This window comes from Streptomyces sp. SirexAA-E (genome assembly GCF_000177195.2).
GTDB lineage: Bacteria > Actinomycetota > Actinomycetes > Streptomycetales > Streptomycetaceae > Streptomyces > Streptomyces flavovirens.
This window is the reverse complement of sequence record NC_015953.1, coordinates 2744957-2767266: the sequence shown is the minus strand read 5'-3', so window position 1 is coordinate 2767266 and position 22310 is coordinate 2744957. Positions and strand designations below refer to the sequence as shown.

13 protein-coding genes are annotated in these 22310 nt (G+C 73.2%); 7 read left to right on the top strand and 6 right to left on the bottom strand.

All coding sequences use genetic code 11. The features are described from left to right. Positions 1-70 precede the first annotated feature (70 nt). Entirely contained in the window at positions 71-865 is a 795-nt protein-coding gene (locus SACTE_RS12200) for an ABC transporter ATP-binding protein (RefSeq protein WP_014046339.1), read from the bottom strand. Next, entirely contained in the window at positions 858-1799 is a 942-nt protein-coding gene (locus SACTE_RS12195) for an ABC transporter permease (RefSeq protein ID WP_050986402.1), read from the bottom strand. Before SACTE_RS12195 ends, SACTE_RS12200 begins: the two co-directional genes overlap by 8 nt. Before the next feature lie 140 nt (positions 1800-1939). Here SACTE_RS12195 and SACTE_RS12190 point away from each other — a divergent pair, with 140 nt between their 5' ends. Next, positions 1940-2545, top strand: coding sequence for a TetR/AcrR family transcriptional regulator (locus SACTE_RS12190; protein ID WP_014046337.1), 606 nt, complete (start codon positions 1940-1942; stop codon positions 2543-2545). Positions 2546-2575: 30 nt separating this feature from the next. Here SACTE_RS12190 and SACTE_RS12185 read toward each other — a convergent pair whose 3' ends face one another. Beyond that, positions 2576-5926 carry a CDP-glycerol glycerophosphotransferase family protein gene (locus SACTE_RS12185; protein ID WP_014046336.1) on the bottom strand — a complete coding sequence of 1117 codons (3351 nt, stop codon included), beginning with the start codon at positions 5924-5926 and terminating at the stop codon, positions 2576-2578. 100 nt (positions 5927-6026) lie between these two features. On the opposite strand from SACTE_RS12185, the gene SACTE_RS12180 reads away from it, so the two are divergent. The 6 genes from SACTE_RS12180 (at position 6027) to SACTE_RS12155 (ending at position 17402) form a co-directional block, all read left to right on the top strand. Further along, the gene (locus SACTE_RS12180; protein WP_014046335.1) at positions 6027-8060 is read left to right on the top strand and encodes a CDP-glycerol:glycerophosphate glycerophosphotransferase; all 2034 of its coding nucleotides are present in this window, start codon (positions 6027-6029) and stop codon (positions 8058-8060) included. Positions 8061-8196: 136 nt separating this feature from the next. After that, positions 8197-8931, top strand: coding sequence for a class I SAM-dependent methyltransferase (locus SACTE_RS12175; protein WP_014046334.1), 735 nt, complete (start codon positions 8197-8199; stop codon positions 8929-8931). Positions 8932-8942: 11 nt separating this feature from the next. Then, positions 8943-9815 carry a TylF/MycF/NovP-related O-methyltransferase gene (locus SACTE_RS12170; RefSeq protein ID WP_014046333.1) on the top strand — a complete coding sequence of 291 codons (873 nt, stop codon included), beginning with the start codon at positions 8943-8945 and terminating at the stop codon, positions 9813-9815. A gap of 116 nt (positions 9816-9931) precedes the next feature. Continuing rightward, on the top strand, positions 9932-13417 hold the full coding sequence (locus tag SACTE_RS12165; RefSeq protein ID WP_014046332.1) for a bifunctional glycosyltransferase/CDP-glycerol:glycerophosphate glycerophosphotransferase: 3486 nt from the start codon (positions 9932-9934) through the stop codon (positions 13415-13417). Continuing rightward, positions 13414-16257 (top strand): CDP-glycerol glycerophosphotransferase family protein, encoded by a 2844-nt coding sequence (locus SACTE_RS12160; protein WP_014046331.1) that lies wholly within the window; start codon positions 13414-13416, stop codon positions 16255-16257. The genes SACTE_RS12165 and SACTE_RS12160 overlap by 4 nt, the downstream gene beginning before the upstream one ends. After that, positions 16254-17402, top strand: a complete 1149-nt coding sequence (locus SACTE_RS12155; RefSeq protein WP_014046330.1) for a glycosyltransferase — start codon at positions 16254-16256, stop codon at positions 17400-17402. The genes SACTE_RS12160 and SACTE_RS12155 overlap by 4 nt, the downstream gene beginning before the upstream one ends. A gap of 170 nt (positions 17403-17572) precedes the next feature. Here SACTE_RS12155 and SACTE_RS12150 read toward each other — a convergent pair whose 3' ends face one another. The 3 genes from SACTE_RS12150 to SACTE_RS12140 form a co-directional block, all read right to left on the bottom strand. Next, the gene (locus SACTE_RS12150; protein WP_014046329.1) at positions 17573-19807 is read right to left on the bottom strand and encodes a bifunctional glycosyltransferase family 2 protein/CDP-glycerol:glycerophosphate glycerophosphotransferase; all 2235 of its coding nucleotides are present in this window, start codon (positions 19805-19807) and stop codon (positions 17573-17575) included. A gap of 216 nt (positions 19808-20023) precedes the next feature. After that, entirely contained in the window at positions 20024-20941 is a 918-nt protein-coding gene (locus SACTE_RS12145; protein ID WP_014046328.1) for a carbohydrate ABC transporter permease, read from the bottom strand. Continuing rightward, complete coding sequence (locus tag SACTE_RS12140) at positions 20938-22308, bottom strand: sugar ABC transporter permease (protein WP_014046327.1); 1371 nt, start codon at positions 22306-22308, stop codon at positions 20938-20940. Before SACTE_RS12140 ends, SACTE_RS12145 begins: the two co-directional genes overlap by 4 nt. Positions 22309-22310 lie beyond the last annotated feature (2 nt).

The window sequence follows — 22310 nt, the reverse complement described above, 5'->3', positions numbered from 1 at the left end:
ACAGGGGGCGACGGGATGCCGTCGCCCCCCGGCCGCCGGACCGGTGCCCCGCACCGGTCCGGCGGCCGCGTCACTTCTTCCTGGCCTTCACCGGCCCGGTGAACTCCTCGTACGCGGCGACGACCTCCTTGGCGGGGCCGTCCATCCGCAGGGTGCCCGCCTCCAGCCAGATCGCCCGGTCGCAGGTGTCGGTGATCGAGCGGTTGCTGTGGCTGACCAGGAAGACCGTGCCGGCCTGCTCACGAAGCTCCATGATCCGGTCCTTGCTGCGTCGCTGGAACTTCGCGTCGCCCGTGGACAGCGCCTCGTCGATCAGCAGGACGTCGTGGCTCTTGGCGGCGGCGATGGAGAACCGCAGCCGGGCGCCCATGCCGGAGGAGTAGGTGCGCATCGGCAGCGTGATGAAGTCGCCCTTCTCGTTGATCCCGGAGAAGTCGACGATGTCCTGGTAGCGCTCGCGGATCTGCGCCCGTGTCATCCCCATGGCCAGCCCGCCGAGCACGACGTTGCGTTCCCCGGTCAGGTCGCTCATCAGGGCCGCGTTGACGCCGAGCAGCGAGGGCTGGCCCTGGGTGTGCACCCGGCCCTGCGACGGCGGCAGCAGACCCGCGATCGCCTTGAGGAGCGTCGACTTGCCCGAACCGTTGGAGCCGATCAGACCGATGGCCTCGCCCTTGTAGGCGGCGAAGCTGACGCCCTTCACCGCGTGCACCTTGCGGGCGCCCCGCGGCTGCCGCCGCGAGACGATCCTGTTCAGGGCGGAGGTGGCGCTGCCGCGCCCGGTGCGGGCGCCGTTGACGGTGTAGGTGATGTGGACGTCGTCGACGACGACGGTGGGCACGCGTGTGCCGGGGGTCTCAGCCACGTCCGTACTGCTCCTCGGCCTTCCAGAAGTACACGAAACCGCCGATACCGCAGACGAGCGCCCAGCCCGCCGCGACGGCCCATACGTGCGGGGGCAGCTGCGCCCCGGTGAAGCTGTCGATCAGTGCGAACCGGACCAGGTCGATGTAGACGGCGGCCGGGTTGCACTCCAGTGCCAGCAGGACGTACGAGGGGACCCGGTCGCCCGCGAGCAGGTGGTCCAGGCTCCACATGACGCCCGAGGCGTACATCCACGTCCGCAGGACGAACGGCATCAGCTGCGCGATGTCCGGCGTCTTCGCGGCGAGACGCGCCATGACCATGGAGACACCGGTGTTGAACACGGCCTGCAGGGCGAGCGCGGGCACCGCCAGCAGCCAGGACGGCCGCGGGTACTGGCCGAACCCGAGCAGGATGAGGAAGAGCGCACCCAGCGAGAACAGCAGCTGCTGGAGCTGCTGGATGGCCAGGGCGATGGGCAGGGAGGCGCGGGGGAAGTGCAGGGCCCGCACGAGTCCGGTGTTGCCGCTGATGGCCCGGGTGCCGGCCGTGATCGAGCTGGCTGTGAAGGTCCAGATGAAGACCCCGGTGACGAGGAAGGGCACGAAGTCCGGGACCCCGCGCTTGGTGTCCATCAGGACGCCGAAGATGAAGTAGTAGACCGCCGCGTTGAGCAGCGGGGTCATGATCTGCCAGATCTGGCCCAGCTTCGCCTGGCTGTACTGCGCGGTGAGTTTGGCGGTCGCGAACGCCGTGATGAAGTGCCGGCGCCCCCACAGCTGCCGGACGTACTCCCCGAGGGACGGCCGGGCGCCGCTGACGGTGAGGCCGTGCCGGGCGGCGAGCGCGGCCAGCTCACCGGGCTCGTACGTGGGGAGGAGAGAGGGGGGTGCGGGGTCCACCGGGGCCGGCGGGGCTGCTGTCTGGCTCACCACGATCGCTTTCGACGGGGGCGGGAGGAACACGGCGAGCGGCCTCAAGGGATGGGACGGGACCGTATCGTCGCAACGCTGAGAGTAGGACGTTTGTGCGTCGCAACGCAACCGTCCCGTCGTGACGGTTTACCATCGGGGACATGACCACCGAACGGCGAACAGGGCGCCGCACCCCGGCAGGCGCCGCGGTGCTGCGTGAGGACGTGACCGACGCGATTCGCGGCGCCGTCTTCGAGGAACTGGCCGCGGTGGGCTTCGCGCGGATGTCGATCGAAGGCATCGCCCGGCGGGCGGGGGTCGGCAAGACCGCCGTCTACCGCCGCTGGAAGTCCAAGCTGCATCTCGTCCTCGACCTGGTCGCGGCCGTCGCGGCCCAGGGCATGCCCGCACCGGCGACGGGTTCGCTCTACGGGGACGTACGGTCCGTGCTGGAGCTCGCCTCGTACGCCCTGCGCCACCCGGTGGCCTCGCAGGTCATTCCCGACCTGCTGGTCGAGGCGGCGCGGAACCCGGAGATCTCCGACGCCATCAAGGCCGCGCTGCTGGACCAGCAGCAGGGGGTCGCCGCCGTCGTGGTGCGGGCGGCCGTCGAGCGCGGCGAACTGCCCGAGGGCAGCGACCCGGACCGGGCGCTGGACCTGATCGTCGGACCGCTCTACTGGCGGCTGACCGTGGTCCGCGGGGACCTGCCGAAGGGGTACCTGGACGACCTCGCCGCCTCGGCGGTACGGGCGCTCAAGGGCTGAGCGGTTGCCGCCGCCCGCCCTGGGGAGTGCTCAGCGGCCGTCGTCGGCCAGCAGCCGGTCCGCGACACGGCGGGCCGCACCGCCGTCGTCCAGGTCGCAGTGGTCCCTCCGGAAGCTGTCGTACGCGTCCGCGTGCAGCCGGGCCGAGGCCGAGGTGGCCCTCAGCGCCTGGGCCACCTCGTCCGTGGTGACCAGCAGGGGGCCCGGCGCGCGGGCCTCGAAGTCCAGGCAGAAGCCGCGCACGGTGTCCCGGTAGTGCTCCAGGTCGTAGGTGTGGAAGAGCATCGGCCGCCCGGTGAGCGCGAAGTCGAACGCGACGCCCGCGTAGTCGGTGACCAGTACATCGGCGATCAGCAGCAGTTCGGCGGTGTCCGGGTGCGCCGACACGTCCCGCAGCCCCGGGGCGTCCGGCACACTGCCCGTCACCCGGGGATGCCTGCGCACCAGGAGGACGGTGCGGGCGTCGAGCGACCGGGACAGCGCGGCCAGATCCAGCGCCGGTTCCCAGCGGTACGCCCGGGACCACCCGCCGGGGACCTCGCCCGGGGGAAGGGCGAACTGGTCGCGGTAGGTGGGCGCGTAGAGCACCACGCGGTGCCCCTCCGGGACACCGAGCCGCCGCCGCACCCGCTCGGCGGTCTTCTCCCGTCCGGGCGCGGACAGCAGGTCGTTGGCGGGGGACCCGGCCTCCAGCACCTCCCCGCCGTACGCCAGCGCGCGGCGCAGCAGCGGGGTGGCGAAGGTGCTGGGGGAGACCAGGAACGACCACTGCGCGGAGCCGTGCGGCAGGGACGCGAGCCGCTGGTGGTCGGCGTACAACGTGTCGGTCAGGTCCAGGCCGAACCGGCCGAGCGGGGTGCCGTGCCAGGTCTGCGCCACCGTCTGGCCCGGGCGGCGTACGAACCAGTCCGGCAGCGGGTCCGCCGTCACGACACGGCGGGCCCGGGCCAGCGCCTCGTACCAGGCGGTGCTGTACGCCACCACGGGGACCGCGGTGGGTGGTACCCGGCCCGCGTCCGCCGGGGAGCCGTCGGTGACCCAGAGGTGTTCGACGTCCGTGCTCCGGCGTACGAGCTCGGCATGCACGGCGCGCGGGGAATCGCCCCCGGTGTACAGGACGGCGTCCCGGAGCGGCAGTCCGCGCTGCTCCGGGTGGTGCGACGTGCGCAGACGGCCCTGGCGGTATGCGCCCCGTTCGGCCTCCGTGAGCGGGGACGGGGCGTGGACGGTCAGCCGGTCCCCGTGCCGCCGGCCGAGCCGGAACGCGGCCCCCGGGGCGCTCAGCGGCAGCCGGGCGGCGAACGCGGCCAGGGTGCGTACGGGACGGCCGTCCGCGTACAGCTCCCAGCCGCCCTCCCGGGGCGGGGAGGTCAGCACCGCGGAGAACCGGCCGTCCGGCAACTGCTCCAGGGGGACCGCCACGGTCTCCCCCAGGGTGCTGTGGCGCAGTACGAACGGGCCGGACCCGGTGCCGGTGACGCGCAGTCCGCCCTCCGGGACCGGCTCGGCCCCGTCCACGAGCGGCCCGGCGGGCGCCTCCACCACCAGGTCGCCCGAGGCGTCGGCGAAAGCGGGCGGCGGCAGGTCCGGGGCGGCGGCCAGCGGGACGCGGGCCCCGTCGGTCACGAGCGCCGCACGCCACCGGTCCTCAGCCCCGTGCGGGTGCGGCCCTGCCGCCGCCAGCTCCGCGAGGGGGACGCGCACGCTGAAGCGGTCACCGTCCTGCGGGCGCACCGGGCAGGAGTGCTCCGGGGCGCCGTCGCGGGCCAGCACCAGGGCCGTGGGCCGGCCGCCGGTGTGCGGCCGGACCGTGAGCTCCAGGGCGGCGTCCCCGCCGTCGTGGGCCACGGCCACGGCGGGCGGCCGGGTCACGGTCAGCGCGAGCCGGCCGCCCCGGTAGCCGAGCACCGCGCGCCACCCGTCGCCCAGGTCGTGGACCAGGGACTGCGCCTCGGCGGCCTCCACCGCGCGCAGGGCGGCGCGGCTCAGGACGCCGCGGCTCGCGACCACCACCCCCACGAGCCAGACGCCCGGGCCGAGCCGGCCGGGGTCGAGGACCGCCTCGAAGCCCGCGTGGTCGTAGGAGTGCGCCTCCTGTCCCGAGTCGGCGGTCGCCCCGGGCATCCGGACCGTCCGTAGCGGCACCTTCCGAGGCCGCCCGCCGCCCGCCTCGCGCACCAGCGCCGCCTTCAGTGCGTGCCGGGGCGCGGTGGCCGGGAGATTGCGGATGTAGGCGTAGCCGCGCAGGGTGAGCCGTCCGTCCGTGCCCCAGGACGCCTCCACGAGCCGGGCCACGGCGGGGAGGTCGTTGCGTCCGAGCCGTGCCTCGACGGCCCCGCCCGCGACCGCTGGGTGCACCGCCCGGCGCCGCCCCGGCAGCCCTCGGACGGCGAACGTGCCGGTCCCGTTGGTCCGTTCGAACTCCAGGACGGCCAGCAGTTCGTCCAGTCGGCGCTCACGCACCAGCCGCCACCTGATCCGGGCCTCGGCGGGCAGGCCGTCGAGCACCGCGTCGCCCGCACGGTCGAGGAAGGCGCCCGCGTCCGCCATGAACGCCGCCCGGTAGGTCGGCCCGCCCATCGGCAGGCCCTCCAGGAAGTACACGAAGTCGTCGCGCAGACAGGAGGCGTCGTAGAGCTCGCGCTGTCCGGCGCCGCGGTCCGCGAGGAACGCGCTGACCTGTTCGCAGGCGGCGATCCGGTCCCGTACGCCCCGGACGTCCGTGCGCCGCCGGGTGATCGAGCCCTCGCGGACCCGCCAGAGGTAGACGTGCTCGTGCAGGACGTCCACCGAGCCCGCGAGGTGGTGCGCCGGGATCATCACCGGTGCGTCCTCGTAGAGCCTGCCGACCGGGAAGGTGAAGGCGTGCCGGTCCCAGAAGGAGCGCCGGAACACCTTGTTCCAGGCGACCCGGTCGGCCAGCAGCCGTGGATCGCGGGTGACGTGGGTGCGCGGGTGGTCGGCGGTCAGCCAGCGGTACTGCCAGGCCTGCCGCGGCCCCTGCCCGGTCAGCCGCCACACGTTGCCCGTGACCAGGTCGGAGCCGGTCGACTCCAGGGAGGCCAGCATGCGCGCGTACGCGTCGGGGACGACGAGGTCGTCGCTGTCCGCGAACGCCAGGTACGGGACACCGGGGGTGGTGTGCGCGACCCCGGCGTTACGCGCCGCGCTCAGGCCGGCGTTGGGCTGGTGGACGCAGCGGAAGCGGCCGTCGCGGGCGGCGAACCCCTCCGCGATCCTGCGGCTGCCGTCGGTCGAACCGTCGTCGACCACCACGACCTCGATCGCCTCCAGCGTCTGGCGGGCCAGCGAGGTGAGGCACTCCTCCAGATACTCCTCGACGTTGTGCACGGGGACGACGACGCTGAGGAGTGGCTTCATGCACAGCTCAACCGGGGGAGACGCCCCGGGTCACCGGAGCTGACCCGAACGGGTGAACGCGGGGCGGGGCGGCGAACGGACCGCACTACGCTCGGCTGCCATGCTCCTCAGCGTCGTCATGCCCGTCCACCGCGTCCAGGGATACCTGAGGGCGGCACTGGAGTCGGTGACCGGCCGGACGGCCACGGACGGACCGGTGGCCGACGGGGCACCGCCCGGCTGGGAGTTGATCGCCGTCGAGGCCGGGACGCGGGACGGCGGCCTGAACATCGCGCGGGAGTTCGCCGAGCGGGACCCCCGGGTGCGTGTGCTGCCGGCCGGGAGCCTTGGGGAGCATCCGGAAGGCGCGGCGCGCAACGCCGGGGCCGCCGAGGCCCGGGGCGACTACCTGCTCTTCCTGGACGGCGACGACCTCCTGCTCCCGGGTGCCTTGGCGGCCGTCGCCGGGAGGCTCGCGGAGGACCGCCCCGACGTACTGCGGCTGGGCCACGACCTCGTCGACTGGTGGGGCGTGGTCCGGCCGGGCGACGGCACCCTCCCGGCCGCCCGCAACCAGCTCTTCCGCCGCGCCTTCTGGGCCGAGCGCGGGCTCCGTTTCACCGACGGCCCGTACGACGACGTCGTACCCGTGCACCGGGCCGCCCTGCTCGCCTCCGACGCCGGCACCCTGGCCGTGCTCGACCAGGTCTGTGTGCGCCACCGGCTGCGCCGCACCGGGACCTTCGCCACGACACCCGGGCGCGCGCACTTCGCGATCATCGACGCCTACGCGCGGCTGGCCGCCGCGACCGGCGACGACCCGCGCGTCCACGCCCTGCGCACCGCGCACCTGGAAGCGGTCCTGGAGGATCCGGGCCGGATCGCCCCCGGGGACCGTTCGGCGTTCTTCCGGGCGGCCGCACTGCCCGGGCGGTACGCCTCCCACCGCACCCGGGAGACCGTGCGCGCTCAGCGCACGCGGGCGCTCACCACCCTCGGCGCCGGTCGTAAAGCGCTGCGTACCCGGGTGATGCGGGCCGTCTACCGCACGGACCGGCACCGTTCCCTCGACCCGCACCTGGCGGTCTACGGGGCCTACTGGAACCGGGGAGTCGCCTGCAACCCGGCCGCCGTCCACGCCAAGGCCCGTGAGCTCGCCCCGCACATCCGCGGTGTCTGGGCCGTCTCCTCGCGCCACCTCGACCGGATGCCTCCCGGGGTGCCGTACGTGATCGAGGGGTCCCGGGCCTACTGGCGGGCCATGGCCACCGCCACCTACCTCGTCAACAACTCCAGCTTCCCGGGCGGCTTCACCAAGCGCCCCGGCCAGGTCTACCTCCAGACCCACCACGGCACCCCCCTGAAGACGATGGGCCTGGACCAGCTGCCGTACCCCGCCCTCACGGCCGGTGTCAGCTACGAGCGGATCCTCGCCCACGCCGACCAGTGGGACCTCAGCCTGACCGCCAACCCCCACACCACCGAGGTCTGGGACCGCGTCTACCCCGCCCGTTACGAGCACCTGGCGGCCGGCTACCCGCGCAACGACGTCTACTTCACCGCCACCCCGGAGCGGACCGGGAAGATCAGGGCGGAGCTGGGCATCGCCCCGGGACGGACGGTCCTGCTGTACGCGCCGACCCACCGCGACTACCGCAAGGGCTTCGTCCCTCACCTCGACCCGGACCGGCTCGCACGCGAGCTGGGTGAGGAGTACGTGCTGCTGGTGCGGGCCCACTACTTCTACGGGCGCTCGGCCGGGCGGTCGGCGGGGGAGCGGACCCTCGACGTCACCGGGCACCCCTCGGTCGAGGAACTCTGCCTCGCCTCCGACGCGTTGATCACCGACTACTCGTCCCTGATGTTCGACTACGCCTGCCTGGACCGCCCGATCATCACCTACGCCCCGGACTGGGCCGCCTACCGGGCGGCGCGCGGCACCTACATCGACCTGCTCTCCGGCCGCCCCGGTGACACCCCGGGAGCGGTCGCCACCACCCAGGACGAGCTGCGGGAGGTGCTGCTGACCGGGGCGTGGCGGTCCCCGGAGGCGGCCGTGCTCCGCACCGCGTTCCGGGAGCGGTTCTGCCCGTACGACGACGGGCACGCGGCGGAGCGGGTGGTGCGGCGGCTCTTCTCGCTCGGGCCCGAGTGAACGGAGCGTCACCCGTGCGGTGCGCCACCCGTACGGCACGTACTCGTGCGGTGCGTCACCCGTACGGGGCGACCCCTGAGTGCCACGCCGTCGTTGTTCTCAACAGCTCGCGCACACGGCAACGTTGGGAGAAGGCATGCACCGGTCCGCCTACGAGCAGATGGAGCTCTGCGTCCAGGAGTACCTGCCCACGTCCCGCAGGCACCGGGTGGTGGACCTCGGCTCCCGGATCTCCGGGAAGCAGACCCGCACACACAGGGGGCTGCTGGCCGGCCACGACATCGACTACGTGGGGGTCGACGTGCTCGACGGGCCCAACGTGGACGTGGTGATGACCCGGCCCTACCGGATCCCCGTCAGGTCCCGGAGCGCCGATGTCGTCCTGTCCGGGCAGGCGTTCGAGCACATCCCGTTCTTCTGGGCGTCGATGCTGGAGATCGCCCGAGTGCTCAAGCCGGGCGGCTACGCCTTCGTCACCGCCCCCTCGCGTGGCCACGCCCACGACGCGCAGGACTGCTGGCGCTACTACCCGGACGGCTTCCGGGCGATGGCCGCCCACTCGCGCCTCGAACTCTGCGAGGCGTACACCGACTTCCCGCCGACCAGGGGCATCTGGCACGACTACGGCTCCATCGACGCCAAGGCCGCCTACTGGGGTGACTCCGTGGGTGTCTTCCGCAGGCCGCAGCCCCACCGCCGGCGGGTGACCCGGCTGAAGAACCGGCTGGCCGACTTCGCCGTGCGGGAGACGGCGGTGTGGTGGGCCAACCGGGCCGGAGGGGTGGACCGGGTGCCGCTGCCCCGCCCGCTCGACGGACGGGAGCGGTGCGGGCGGCCGGACAGCCGGACGGTCACATCAACCACAGGTTGACGAAAGATGACATGAGCCGCAAAACGCGCGTACTGTCCCGCCCCATGGCTTGGCGCAACGCCGTCAACGGCGTCCTTCAGCAACTCACCGGCTATCAGCTCCGGCGCGTGACCGTGCCCGCCCCCCGCGCCGCCGCCCCGGCCGAGGCCGCGGCGAAGACCGCGGCCACGAGGACGGCCGATGCGCCGGAGAAGAAGAAGCCGGCGCCGCAGCTCCCCGCGGACTACGACGACGAGGCGAGGGACATCATCCGTGCGGTCAAGCCGTACACGATGACCTCCCCGGAGCGCCTCAACGCCTTCGTCCTGGCCACCCGGTACATCGCCCGGCACGGCATCCAGGGCGCCGTCGTCGAGTGCGGTGTGTGGCGCGGCGGTTCGATGCAGGCCTGCGCCAAGACCCTGCTGTCGCTCGGCGAGACCGACCGGGACCTGTACCTCTTCGACACGTACGAGGGCATGACCCCGCCCACCGCGGAGGACCTGCGCCGCGACGGCAGGTCGGCCCAGGAGCTGCTGGACGCCCAGGGCAAGGACCGGCCGATCTGGGCGGTCGCCTCCCTGGAGGACGTGCGGGAGGGCTTCGCGGGCGTCCCGTACCCGGAGGAGCGCGTCCACTACGTACAGGGCAAGGTCGAGGACACCGTCCCCGGGCAGGCCCCGGAGCAGATCGCGATCCTCAGGCTGGACACCGACTGGTACGCGTCGACCGCACACGAGCTGGAGCACCTGTACGGCCGTCTGGTCAGCGGGGGTGTCCTCCTGATCGACGACTACGGGTACTGGCAGGGATCACGCCAGGCCGTGGACGAGTTCCTCGAGAAGACCGGCGAGCGGCTGCTGCTGCTCCGCATGGACGAGGGACGGATCGCCGTCAAACCCTGAACTCCTCCCCGGCCGACGGCCGTCACGAGCCCCGTTGCCTACCCGGCACGGGGCTCGTTCGTCAATCAGTAACCAGTTGACCGAAGTTGTCCGCCCGGAAGGATCGTGCGCAGCGCATGGCACCCCGTCTCACCGTCGTCGTCCCGCTCTACAACGTCGAGGAGTACCTCGGAGCCTGCCTGGAGTCGCTGGCCGGGCAGACGATGACCGATCTGGAAGTCGTCATGGTCGACGACGGCTCGACGGACAACAGCGCCGGAGTGGCGCTGGAGTTCTCCCGGAAGGACTCGCGCTTCCGGCTGATCCGCCAGGAGAACGCCGGGCTCGGCGCCGCACGCAACGCCGGGGCCGGGCAGGCCCACCCGGACGGGGAGTTCCTCGCGTTCGTCGACAGCGACGACGTCGTGCCCCCCGGGGCCTACGCGCGCATGCTCGGTGAACTGGACTCCTCAGGGTCGGACCTCGCGACCGGCAACGTACTGCGGCTGCGGGCCGGCGGCGCTCTGGAGCAGTCCCCGATGTTCCGCAGGCCGATGGAGAAGGCCCGCCGGGCCACCCATGTCACCCGGGACTGGGTCCTGCTCGGCGACCGCATCGCGTGCAACAAGGTGTTCCGCAGGTCGTTCTGGGACCGGCATGCCTTCGCCTTCCCCACCGGGGTCCTCTACGAGGACATCGCCGTGGTGCTGCCCGCCCACTTCCTGGCCCAGGGCGTCGACGTGGTGGAGGAGCCCGTCTACCACTGGCGGGACCGCGACGGCTCGATCACCACCCGCCGTGCGGTGGCCAAGGGCATCCGGGACCGTGTCACGGCCGTCTCCACGGTCAGCGCGTTCCTCGCGGACCGGGGCATGACCCAGGCGCTGCGGCGCTACCAGGAGCACGTGCTCTCCGGAGACCTGTGGCTGTTCATCGAGGCGCTCCCGGACGGTGACACGGACTTCCGGGAGGCCTTCCTCACCCACGCCAACGCCTTCGCCGACACCGTCGAGCCCACCGTGTTCGCCGGGCTTCCCCTGCACCTGCGGATCAAGTGGCAGCTGATCCGGGAGGGCAGGACGGCGGAGCTGCTGGCCCTGCTCGCCCACGAGGCGACCGACCGCGACACCTTCCACGTCCGCGGCCTGCTGCGGCCCCGCGCCCAGTTCCCGGGCATCCAGGGACCGCTGCCGCACCGGGTGGCCGCCCTGTCGGACGCCGACCTGCCGGTGCACGCGCACCTCACCGAGGCCGTGTGGCGGGACGGGCTGCTGCATCTGACGGGATACGCGTACGTCCGCAACGTCCCCGGCGGACCCCCCGTGGCGGGCTGGCTGCGGGCGGGCCGCCGGCTGGTCCCGCTCCGGATGCGCAGGGCGCCGGCGGGCGAGGCGGCCGCCGGTTCGGGACGCTCGCTGCACGGCTACGAACGGTCCGGCTTCACGACCGTCGTCGATCCGCGCCGGCTCGCCGGACGGGCGGCGTCCCGGAGCGTCTGGAGGCTGGAGGCCCTGGTGCTCGGCGGAGGGCGGCCGCGCCGCGGACCGATGCGCCTGCTGGGCCATCCGGCGGCGCCCGCCGTGCGGTACGTCGACGCGGGCACCCGGGTGGTCCCGCTGCTCTCCGGCAACAAGCTGGAGCTGCGTGCGGAGCGGGTCGACGCCGTGCTGGCCGGGCACCGCCCCACGGCGTCCGGCGACGGGATCCGGCTCGCGGTGCGGCTCCTGGGCCCGGGGACACCGTCCGTGCTGCGGATCCAGGAGTGGCGCACCAAGGAGACCCGGGAGTTCCCCCTGACGGCCTGCGACAGCCCGGACGGGGCGGTGGGCGACGCGCCGTCCGGCGGCCCCGGGGACGCCCGTACCGTCGTCGCCGAGGTCCCGCTCGCGGTCTTCCGGGGCGTGGACGGCGACTGGGGCGTGCACCTGGTCGACGGGGACCGCGGGACGCCGGTCGCGGCCCGCCCGGAGACCGAAGCGGGACGGTATCCGTCGTCCGGCGGCCGCGAGGTGTACGCCGCCGCCAACCCGTCCGGCGACCTGGTCCTGACCGACCGGTCCACCCAGCCCGTCCTCACCCGGGTGGCGTGGGCCGGGGACGGCGGTGTCCTCCACCTGGAGGGAACCTGCCCCGGGGCGGGTGCCGGGCCCGTCGAGCTGGTCCTGCGCCACGGCGGACACCAGGAGGAGAACGCCGTCGCGGTCGAGCAGGGGGCGGACGGGTTCCGTGTGTCCCTGTCCCCCGGGGCCGTCGGTTCTCTCGCGGGTGTGCTGCCGCTCGCCGAGGGGCGCTGGTACCCCTTCCTGCGGGAGCGCGGTGAGAGGGACCCGGACCGCTACCTCCCCCTGCGGCTGGCGCCCCAGCTGCACGCCGGACTGCCGCTGCACCAGGAGGCACACGGCCGCCGCTTCACCCTCCAGCGCCGCCACCACGACCGGCTCTGCCTGGAGTCCGGCAGTGTCCTGCCGGTGCGCGAACGCGGGGCGTACGGACAGAGCCGGCTGCGCGAACGGTACGCGGCGGCCCGGGGCGGCACGCTCCGTGAGGCCGTGCTGTACTCCAGCTTCGACGGGCGGCAGTACTCGGACTCACCCCGCGCCGTCCACGAGGAACTGGCCCGCCGCGAGCCCGGCCTCGACCACCTCTGGGTGGTCCGCGACCAGCAGGCCACCGTGCCCTCCGGGGTGCGGGCGGTGACGCTGCACAGTGCCGAGTGGCACGAGGCCCTGGCCCGCAGCCGCTGGATCGTCACCAACACCCACCTGCCGAAGTGGTTCGAGCGGTCCGAGGGGCAGTTCGTCGTCCAGACCTGGCACGGCACCCCGCTCAAGCGCATCGGACGCGACCTGGAGGGAACTCCGCACGCGGACGCCGCCTACATGGCGTCCATGCCCCGGCGATCGGCCCAGTGGAACGTCCTCGTCTCGCCGAACACCTTCTCCACCCCGGTCCTGCGCCGCGCCTTCGGGTACACCGGCGACGTCCTGGAGTGCGGCTACCCGCGCAACGACCTGCTGTACGCGCCCGACCGGGCCAAGGTCGCCGCCGCCGTCCGGCAGTCGCTGGACGTGCCCGAGGGCCGCCGCGTCGTCCTGTACGCCCCGACCTGGCGCGAGGACCGGCCCAGGAGCGGCGGCCGGTACGGGCTGGACCTCCAGCTCGACCTGGCGGAGGTGCGGCGGACACTCGGCGACGACCACCTCCTGCTGGTGCGCCGCCACTACCTGGTCGGCGGGAGCGTCCCGGAGAGCGACACCGTCCGGGACGTCTCGCGCCACCCGGACGTCACCGAGCTGATGCTGATCAGCGACGCGCTGGTCACCGACTACTCGTCCCTGATGTTCGACTTCGCCCAGACCGGCCGCCCGATGCTCTTCCACACCTACGACCTGGAGCACTACCGCGACACCCTGCGCGGTTTCTGCTTCGACTTCGAGGAGCGGGCCCCCGGGCCGCTCCTCGCGACCTCGGCCGAGGTCACCGAGGCGCTGCGCGACCTCGAGACCGCGACCGCCGCCCACCGGGAGGCGTACGCCCGCTTCCGCGAGTCGTTCTGCGACCTCGACGACGGGACGGCCGCGTCCCGGGTCGTGGACGCGATGCTGAAGGGAGCGCGGGCATGAACACCCCCGACGTCAGCTGTGTGATCACACCCGGCCCGGGCGGCGCGACGGCGCTGCGGGCGTCCGTGGGGTCCGTGCTCGGCCAGTCCCTGCGCGCCGTCGAGGCCTTGGTGGTCCTGGCTCCGGACACCGACGACGCCGTCCGCGCGGCGGCCGGGGCGCTCACCGAAGGCGCCCCGGAGCGCGTCCGCGTCCTGACCACCGAGACCCCGGGGGGCTTCGCCGCCGTGCGGCGCAACGCCGGGCTGTCGACGGCCCGGGGCACCTACGTCCTCGTCCTCGGCGACGGCGAACGCCTCCAGCGGCACGCCTGCCGCACCCTCTGGGAGACCGGCGAGCGCACCCGGGCCGACCTGGTCGCGGGAGGGTGGACCAGGCTCACCGGGGACGGCGCGAAGGAGCAGGAACCCCCCTGGCAGCACGCGCTGTTCCCGCGCTCCCGGGTCGTCAGCAGGCTCACCGACGCATCCGAACTGGTCGTCCGGGACGCCCTGGTGACCGGTTTCTGCCTGCGCCGCGAGGCCGTGGAACGGCACGGGCTGCGCTACGACGAGGACCTGGAGCACAGCGAGATCCCCTTCGGCCCCCGGGCGGCGTCCGCGGTCCGCCGGATCGCCCTCGTACGCCGGCGGATCGTCTCCGAGCGGGCCCCGGCGGACCCGGGGCGGGACCTCGCGGGTCTCGTCGAGGCGCACCGCCGGGTCTGCCACCTCCTGGAGGCCCAGGGGCTGACGGGCCTGCTGGAGGAGCGGGAGCGCGCCTTCCTCCTCGACCGCCTCGTCGCCCTCGTCCGTACGTTCCCGACGCTGCCCGCCGCCGAGCGCGAGCGGCTCGCCGCGACCGCGGCCCGGGTGCTGCCGGAGAGCGTCCCGGAACCTGTACTGCTCACCCTCCCGCCCGTCGAACGCGTCGGTGTGCGGCTGCTGGAGCGGGGGGACGCGGACGGGGTGCTCACGGCGGCGTACGCGCTGCGCCGGCGGGGCACCGTCGCCGCGCCGCTCGTCCAGGGCCGCGACGGCCGGGTCCGCTGGCAGGGCGGTGACGAGGACCCCGCGCTGGACGTCACGGAACTGGGCCACCAGCACCGCGCGTTCGGCGAACTGCGGCTGATGAACCGGCTCACCCGCTACGAGGCCGACGGCGGACGGGTCCTGCTCGAAGGCCGTCTCGTCCTGCCGGACCACACCGGTCCGGGCCCCGCGCCGACGGCCCGCCTGGAATTCCGGGTGCGGGACGGCGCGCGGACCTTCGGCTTCCCCGTGGACGAGCTGCGGCGCGACGCCACCGGCATCAGCTGGCGCGCCCGCGCCGACCTCAGCCGTGTCCTGCGCCCCCTCGGCACCCGGGACACCCTCTGGGACGCCCGGATGGTCGTCGAGGACGGCCGGGTCCGGTCGGTCAGCGACCTCTTCGCCGCACACGACCTCGTCGGCCCCGGGGACCGTTCCCCCGCCCGCCCCCGGCTCGGCCGGGCCGCCGGTGACACCTGGCAGCCCTACGTCACCCTCAAGGACCACCTGGCGCTCCGCCTCGAAGCCCGCCACCGCCCCGCCCGCACCACCCGGCGGCTGGTCCACTACGCCACCCACTTCCGCCCCGCGCGCCGGGCCAGGCTCCTTCTGCGCGCCCTGGGCAGGCGCCGTGACCGGCTGCGCTCCCGGGGCCTCAAGGTCTCCGTCTACCACTCCTGGTTCCTGCGGCTGCCCGTGCGCAGGGGCACCGTGGTGTTCGAGAGCCACATGGGCACCTGTTACGGCGACAGCCCCCGGGCCGTCCACGAGGAGGTGCGGCGCCGGGGACTGCCCCTGCGCTGCGTCTGGTCCTACGACGGCTCCCGGGAGGGCTTCCCGGCCGGTGAGCGGCTGGTGCGCCGCTGGTCCTGGCGGTACCTGTGGACGCTCGCCCGGGCGGAGTACTGGGTCGACAACCAGGGCTTCCCGCAGCATCTGCGCAAGCCGACCGGCACCACCTACCTCCAGACGTGGCACGGATCGGCGTACAAGCGCATGGGCTTCGACGAGCGGCGGGTGCGCATGCAGAACGCGCCGCAGCGCGAGCGGCTCCAGCAGGCCGTCCACCGCTTCGACCACTTCCTGGTCCGCTCCGAGCACGACGTGCGCACCCTCGCCCGCGCCTACCGGCTGCCCGAACGGACCCTGCTGCGCACCGGATACCCGCGCAACGACGTCCTGTTCGCGGCACGGACCAGGGACGAGGCGGAGGGGCGCCTGCCACGCGGGCCGCTCGCCGAACGGCTGGGCCTGGACGACCACCGCCAGGTCGTGCTGTACGCGCCGACGTTCCGGGGTGGCCCGGGCAGACGCAAGCGGCGGCGGCTCCTGCTGGACGCCGCACGCTTCGCGGAACGCTTCGGCGACCGGTACACCCTGCTGGTGCGGGCGCACTACCTGGAGGCGGCGAGCCTGCCCGTGTGCCCGCCCGGGACGGTCGTGGACGTGTCGGGCCACCATGACACCGGCGAACTGCTCGCTCTCGCCGACGTCCTGATCACCGACTACTCGTCGATCATGTTCGACTACGCGCTCCTGGACCGGCCGATCGTGCTCTTCGCGCCCGACCTCGACACGTACGCCGCCGAACGGGGCAGCTACTTCGACCTGCGGGAGAAGGCGCCCGGGCCGGTGACCGCGACCGAGGACGAGCTGTTCGCGGTGCTCGACAGCCTCAAGGCCGTCGACACCGGTTTCCGGGCGGCACGCGCCGCGTTCGCCGAGGAGTTCGGCGGCTACGACCGGGGGGACGCGGCCCGCGCCGTGGTGGACACCGTCTTCGCCCGGCACCTGTCCCGCACCACCCGCACCGGGGAGGACCGCCGATGAGCACCGGCCGTGACGTCTTCATCGTCGCCAACAGCACCGACGAACTCGGCGGGGTGACGGGCTGGATGCACCGCATGGCGCACCTCCTCCAGGAACAGGGCCACCGGGTGCACACCGTGGGGGTGCACGCCGCCGAGCTGACGATGGCCCTGCCCGAGGACCCCGGATACCCCGTCACCGCGCTCTACCCGGCGCACCCGCCGACGCCCTGGACACCCAAGGGCGTACGGGACCGGCTCCGGATCCCCGCCAGGCGCCGTGAGGCGGCCCGGGTGGCGCGGAAACGGCAGGCCGTCGAGCGGCTCTCCGAAATCTTCCGGGCCGCGCGGCCGGGCGGGGTGGTGATCGTCACCCAGGTGTGGGCGATGGAGTGGGTCGGTGAGGCGGACACCGACGGCCTCACGGTCATCGGGATGAGCCACGAGTCCTACGACTACTCCCGGGCGAGCCACCGCTACCGCTGGATCAAGAACCACTACGCGGGCCTCGAACGCTGGCTCGTCCTCACCGAGGAGGACGCCGACACCTGGGCCGGCGACGGCATGAACAACGTCGGCTTCATGCCCAACGCCCTGGCCTCGCTGCCCCCGGTGCCGTCACCGCGCACCGGCAGGTCGGTGGCGAGCATCGGCAGGCTCACCGACCAGAAGGGCATCGACATGCTCCTGGACGCCTGGGCGCTGGTCGCCCCGGAGCGGCCGGACTGGACCCTGGACGTCTACGGGGCGGGCGAGGACGAGGCGGCCCTCAGGGCGCAGTGCACCGGCCTCGGCCTCGACGGTTCGGTGCGTTGGGGGGGCCGTACGGACGACGTGCCCGGAGCCCTCGCCCGGTCCTCGGTCTTCGTCCAGTCCTCCCGGGGCGAGGGTTTCCCGCTCGCGCTGATGGAGGCCATGGCGAGCGGGGTGCCGTGTGCGGCGTTCGACTGCGCGCCGGGTGTCCGCGAGATCGTACGGGACGGCCAGGACGGCCTGCTCGCGCCCGCCGGGGACATCGGCGCCCTCGCGGACCGGCTGCTGCGGCTCACCGGCAACCCCCGGATGCGGGACGCGATGGGGGACCGGGCACGGACCGGGGTCCAGCGGTTCTCCGAGGCCGAGATCGTGCGCCGCTGGGAGGAGCTGTTCGCTCTCCTGGAGCGCTGAGCACCACCGTCGGGGCCCGGGGGCCCTCCAGGGGCACTGAACGCCCCCGGGAGGGCCCGGAGTCCACCTCCGGGAAGGGCCGCGCGGACGTCCCCGGGAGGAGGGCCCGGAGAGCACCCCCATGAGGGCGCGGGAGAGGGCCCCGGGGGCCCGGAGACCGCCCCGGGACCTCAGCCGTTGGTGTACTCCCGCACCGTCACCTGCCGGGGCAGCCCCGAGGGCCGCCGCCCGCCCGAGGAGACGGGCAGCGCCGGCCCCGACGTGTCGCCGAGGAAGACCCGGCGCACCACCCGCTCCGCCGCGTGCCCGTCGTCGTACGGGCAGAACCGGGCCCGGAACGCAGCCCGCCGCTGGGCGGAGCGGGGGCCGCGCCAGTGGTCGGTCGCGAAGATCTCGTGCAGCTCGTCCTGGCTGCGGGACACCGCCCCCGGGGGGAACGACTCCAGGTCGAAGTAGGTGCCGCGCGCCGCCTCGTACGCCGGCCGGTCCTCCAGGTACAGCACGACGGGGCGGTCCAGGTTGACGTAGTCGAACATCAGCGACGAGTAGTCCGTGATCAGCGCGTCGGAGGCGAGGCAGAGTTCCTCGACGGACGGATGGCCGCTCACATCGATGACCTGCGGGTGCGGGGTGCGTCCGGCGGCGGCCCGGGGCGCCGTGTCGAGGTAGTGGGAGCGGGCCAGGACCACGAAGCGGGGGCCGAGCACTTGGACGAACTGTTCGAGGTCCAGCGTGTGGTGCCCGTCGCGCCGGTAGTCGCGGTGGGTGGGGGCGTAGAGGAGCACCGTGCTGCCCTCCGGGACGGCCAGCCGCTCGCGCAGCCGGACGATCTCCTCGGGGCGGGTGCGGTGGAAGACGTCGTTGCGCGGGCTGCCGTACTCCAGCGTGGTGTACCCGGCGGGGTAGGTGCGCTCCCACACCAGGGTGGAGTGCTGGTTGGCGGAGAGCGAGAAGTCCCACTTGTCGACGTTGCGGAGCAGTTGGGCGAAGTCCATGGACCCGGCCGCGGCGGGACGGTGCACGAGGTCGGTGCCCATCGTCTTCAGGGGCGTCCCGTGGTGGGTCTGCACCAGGACCTGGCCGCGCCGTTTGACCAGCCGCCGGTCGAAGTTGACGTTGTTGACGAGGTACCTGGAGCGCGCCAGGGCCGTCCAGTACGCGGCCGTCCCCGGGTTCAGCACCCGGGTGGCGCCGGGCACGGTGTGCGCGTCCTCCGGCCGGCAGATCCAGGAGGTCCGCAGCCCCGGGACGAGCGCGCGGGCGGTGGCCTCCAGGGCGGCGGGGCTGCAGGTGTAGCCGCGGTTCCAGTACGCGGCGAACACGGCGTCGTCCGGCCGCACCGGCAGGCACAGCTGGAGCCGGTAGTGCACCTGGAGGGCCGCTCCGCGGGCCGCCCGGCGTGCCGTGGCGGCGGTGTCCCGCACCCGCCAGTACAGCCGCTGGGCGGCCCACAGGGCGCGGTAGGTGCGGTGGGCTCCCAGCCGGAACAGGGCGTGCCGCAGCCGGGCGCGCCGCGGTACGGCCGCGCCAGGGGCGCGGTAGCGGCGGCAGTGGGCCCGGGCACGGCGGAAGAACTGCGCCCTGGTGCCGCGGGGGAGCCGGCCGCGCGAGGTGTAGAGCGTCGAGAAGTGGTCGAGCATCCGGCGGAACATCACCGGGCGCCAGACGTCGAGTTCGGGGCGGGCGTCGATGAAGGCGAACACCCGGTCGTACTGGTCGAAGACGTCGAAGTGCCTGCGGGTGGTGGTGGAGAGGATGTTGCCGCGCAGCCGCTGCCGGTAGCCGACGCAGACGGCGTCCAGGACGGCGATCGACCCGGCGGCCATCAGCACCGGGTAGGTCCAGGGGGTGTCCTCGTAGTAGCCGGGCGGGAAGGTGAACCCTTCCTCCTCGATGAACGCCCGGCGGTAGGCCTTGTTCCAGACCACCATCAGGACCTTGAGCAGCTCGGGCCGGTCCGCCAGCCGGAAGGTGGCCGGGCCGCTCTCGTCGAGGCACCGGGCGAAGGTGTTGCGGACGCTCTCGCCGGACCAGTACGTACGGGCGTAGTCGTAGACCAGGACATCGGGCCCGCCGGTGGCGTCCAGGCGGTCGGCGACGGTCTGCAACGCCTCGGGGGTGAAGGTGTCGTCACCGTCCAGGAAGAGCAGGTAGTCCCCGACGGCCCGGGCCATCCCGGCGTTGCGGGCGGGTCCGAGGCCCGAGTTCCGGGGGAGGTGGACGACGGCGACCCGGGGGTCGCGGGAGGCGTATTCGTCGGCGATCGAGCCGCAGGCGTCCGGTGAACAGTCGTCGACCACGATGATCTCGTAGTCCTTGAAGGACTGGTTCAGCACGGAGTCGAGACACGCGTGCAGATACGCCTGGACCCGGTACGCGGGCACGATGACACTGAACCGGGGCACGACACATCCAGGGATTCGCTCGCGGGCGGGCAGGTGGCCCGCAAACGGCCGATGGAGTGACTTGGTTACGCCGAATGTGGCATCCGAGGGAAGTCCGAGGTAGGGCGGCCCGAACGGGAGTGAACGGGCCGCCCTGACATTGACGAACCTATGTCCTAGTCGGCTCGGCTCACGTGGTCGCGGACCCGTGAGCCGGCAACCACGGTACGTCCCGGGTCACTTGACGGCACCGGCCATCACCCCGGAGACGAACTGCCGCTGGAAGGCGAAGAAGACCGCCAGTGGGATGACCATCGACACGAAGGCGCCCGGTGCCAGGACGTCGATGTTGTTGCCGAACTGGCGGACCTGCTGCTGGAGGGCGACGGTGATCGGCGGGGACCCGGAGTCCGCGAAGATCAGCGCGACCAGCATGTCGTTCCACACCCACAGGAACTGGAAGATCCCGAGCGAGGCGATCGCCGGCCCGCCCAGTGGCATGACGACCCGGGTGAACAGCCGGATCTCGCCCGCCCCGTCGAGACGCGCCGCCTCCAGCAGTTCGCGCGGGATCTCGGCGAAGAAGTTCCGCAGCAGGAAGATGGCGAACGGCAGCCCGAACGCCGTGTGGAACAGGATCACGCCGAGGGTGGTCTCGAAGATGCCGACGGCCCCGAAGAGCTCCGAGACCGGGATCAGCGCGACCTGCACGGGGACCACGAGCAGCCCGACGACCACCAGGAACCACCAGTCGCGGCCGGGGAACTCCATCCAGGCGAAGGCGTATCCGGCGAACGAGCCGAGCACCACCACCAGCAGGGTGGCCGGCACGGTGATCAGGACGGTGCTGAGCAACGAGTCGGTGATCGCCGGGTTGTCCAGCAGCCGCTGGTAGTTGTCGAAGGTGAGCTCGGAGGGTGCGGTGAAGACCTTCCACCAGCCGGTCGCCGCGATGTCGTCCGCGTTCCGCAACGAGGAGAGCAGCAGCCCGACGGTCGGCATCAGCCAGAACAGGGCCACCAGGAGGAGGACGACCCGCACGACACCGCCGCCCGCCCGGGCGGCGATCCGCGCGGGGAGGGCCGGCCGGGCCCTCCCCGGCGCGGCCGCGGCACCGGCTTCGGGGCCGGCCTTCACCGGCTCGGTCGTCGTCATCGGCGCCCCTCCTTCCGTATCCGGCGGATGTTGACGAGCATCATCGGGACCACCAGCAGCAGGAGGAGGACGGCGATCGCGCTGCCGACCCCGAGATCGGCGTCCGTGCCGAACGAGGACCGGTACAGCTGGAGCGCCAGGACGTTCGCGTCGTCCTGGGAGGAGCCCGGGGCGATGATGAACACCAGGTCGAACACCTTCAGTACGTTGATCATCAGGGTGACCAGCACCACCACCAGGACCGGCGAGAGCATCGGGACCGTGATCCGGCGGAACACCTGCCACTCGTTGGCACCGTCCACCCGTGCCGCCTCCAGGAGCTCACGCGGCAGACCGGCCAGTCCGGCCGCGATCAGCACCATGGCGAAGCCCGCCCACATCCAGACGTAACTGCCGATGATCCCCGGGGTGACCAGGGCGGGTCCGAGCCAGTCGACACCGTTGTACGGCTCCCGGAAGTTCGACGCCGGGAGCCGGAGCTGTGCGCCGTCGGCGGAGGCGGGCAGGGTGAAGACCCCGTCGGCGCCCGCGGTGGTCGTGGCGACGACCTTGCCGTCCCGGACGGCCTCGACCGTGATGCCCTTGAGGCCCAGCTCCTTCGGGTCGACGACGTCGGGCTTGCCGCCGCCGCCCCGGGTGAAGTCGAGCCACGCGGTGCCGGTGATCCTCCCGTCCGGGGACGGGGCAGGGTCCTTCGCCGGTTCCGCGTCCCCGGGCATCTTCGCCGGGGCCACCCCGACCAGCGGCAGGTGCACCGGTTCACCGGCCCGCACCGGTTCCTTCGTGACGAACGAGCCGCCGCCGCCCGCCTTCAGCGGGTGGACGGGCAGCGGGTGCGCCTTGGGGAAGCCGGACGACTCGGCGAACGTGTCGTGCACGCCCACCACCACCGCGTTGGCGACCCCGCGCTCCGGTGCCTGGTCGTAGACCAGCCGGAAGATGATGCCGGCGGCCAGCATCGAGATCGCCATCGGCATGAAGACGATCAGCTTGAACGCCGTGCCCCACCGGATCCGCTCGGTCAGCACCGCGAAGATCAGCCCCAGCGCGGTGGAGATCGTCGGGGCGAACACGACCCAGATCGCGTTGTTCTTCACCGCCGTGCGGATGGTGTCGTCCGTGAACAGGGCCGTGTAGTTGTCGAAGCCCGCGAATCCTGTGCCGGCCTGGTCGAAGAAGGAGCGGTAGACGGAGTATCCGATCGGATACAGGACCAGGGCGCCGAGCAGCACCAGGGCCGGCAGCAGGAACACCGCCGCCACCGCCCCGCGGGTGCCGGTGACGCTCCGGCGCCCGCCGGCGCGCTCGGGGGGACGCTTGTCGGCGGGGGGCACCGCCTGGGCGCCCCCCGCTGTGGCTGTCGTCATCC

Coding starts and splice junctions, on each gene's coding strand:
- SACTE_RS12175 (WP_014046334.1), top strand. CDS start 8,197: ATGCACCGGTCCGCCTACGAGCAGATGGAGCTCTGCGTCCAGGAGTAC.
- SACTE_RS12145 (WP_014046328.1), bottom strand. CDS start 20,941: ATGACGACGACCGAGCCGGTGAAGGCCGGCCCCGAAGCCGGTGCCGCG.
- SACTE_RS12180 (WP_014046335.1), top strand. CDS start 6,027: ATGCTCCTCAGCGTCGTCATGCCCGTCCACCGCGTCCAGGGATACCTG.
- SACTE_RS12165 (WP_014046332.1), top strand. CDS start 9,932: ATGGCACCCCGTCTCACCGTCGTCGTCCCGCTCTACAACGTCGAGGAG.
- SACTE_RS12140 (WP_014046327.1), bottom strand. CDS start 22,308: ATGACGACAGCCACAGCGGGGGGCGCCCAGGCGGTGCCCCCCGCCGAC.
- SACTE_RS12185 (WP_014046336.1), bottom strand. CDS start 5,926: ATGAAGCCACTCCTCAGCGTCGTCGTCCCCGTGCACAACGTCGAGGAG.
- SACTE_RS12170 (WP_014046333.1), top strand. CDS start 8,943: ATGAGCCGCAAAACGCGCGTACTGTCCCGCCCCATGGCTTGGCGCAAC.
- SACTE_RS12160 (WP_014046331.1), top strand. CDS start 13,414: ATGAACACCCCCGACGTCAGCTGTGTGATCACACCCGGCCCGGGCGGC.
- SACTE_RS12155 (WP_014046330.1), top strand. CDS start 16,254: ATGAGCACCGGCCGTGACGTCTTCATCGTCGCCAACAGCACCGACGAA.
- SACTE_RS12190 (WP_014046337.1), top strand. CDS start 1,940: ATGACCACCGAACGGCGAACAGGGCGCCGCACCCCGGCAGGCGCCGCG.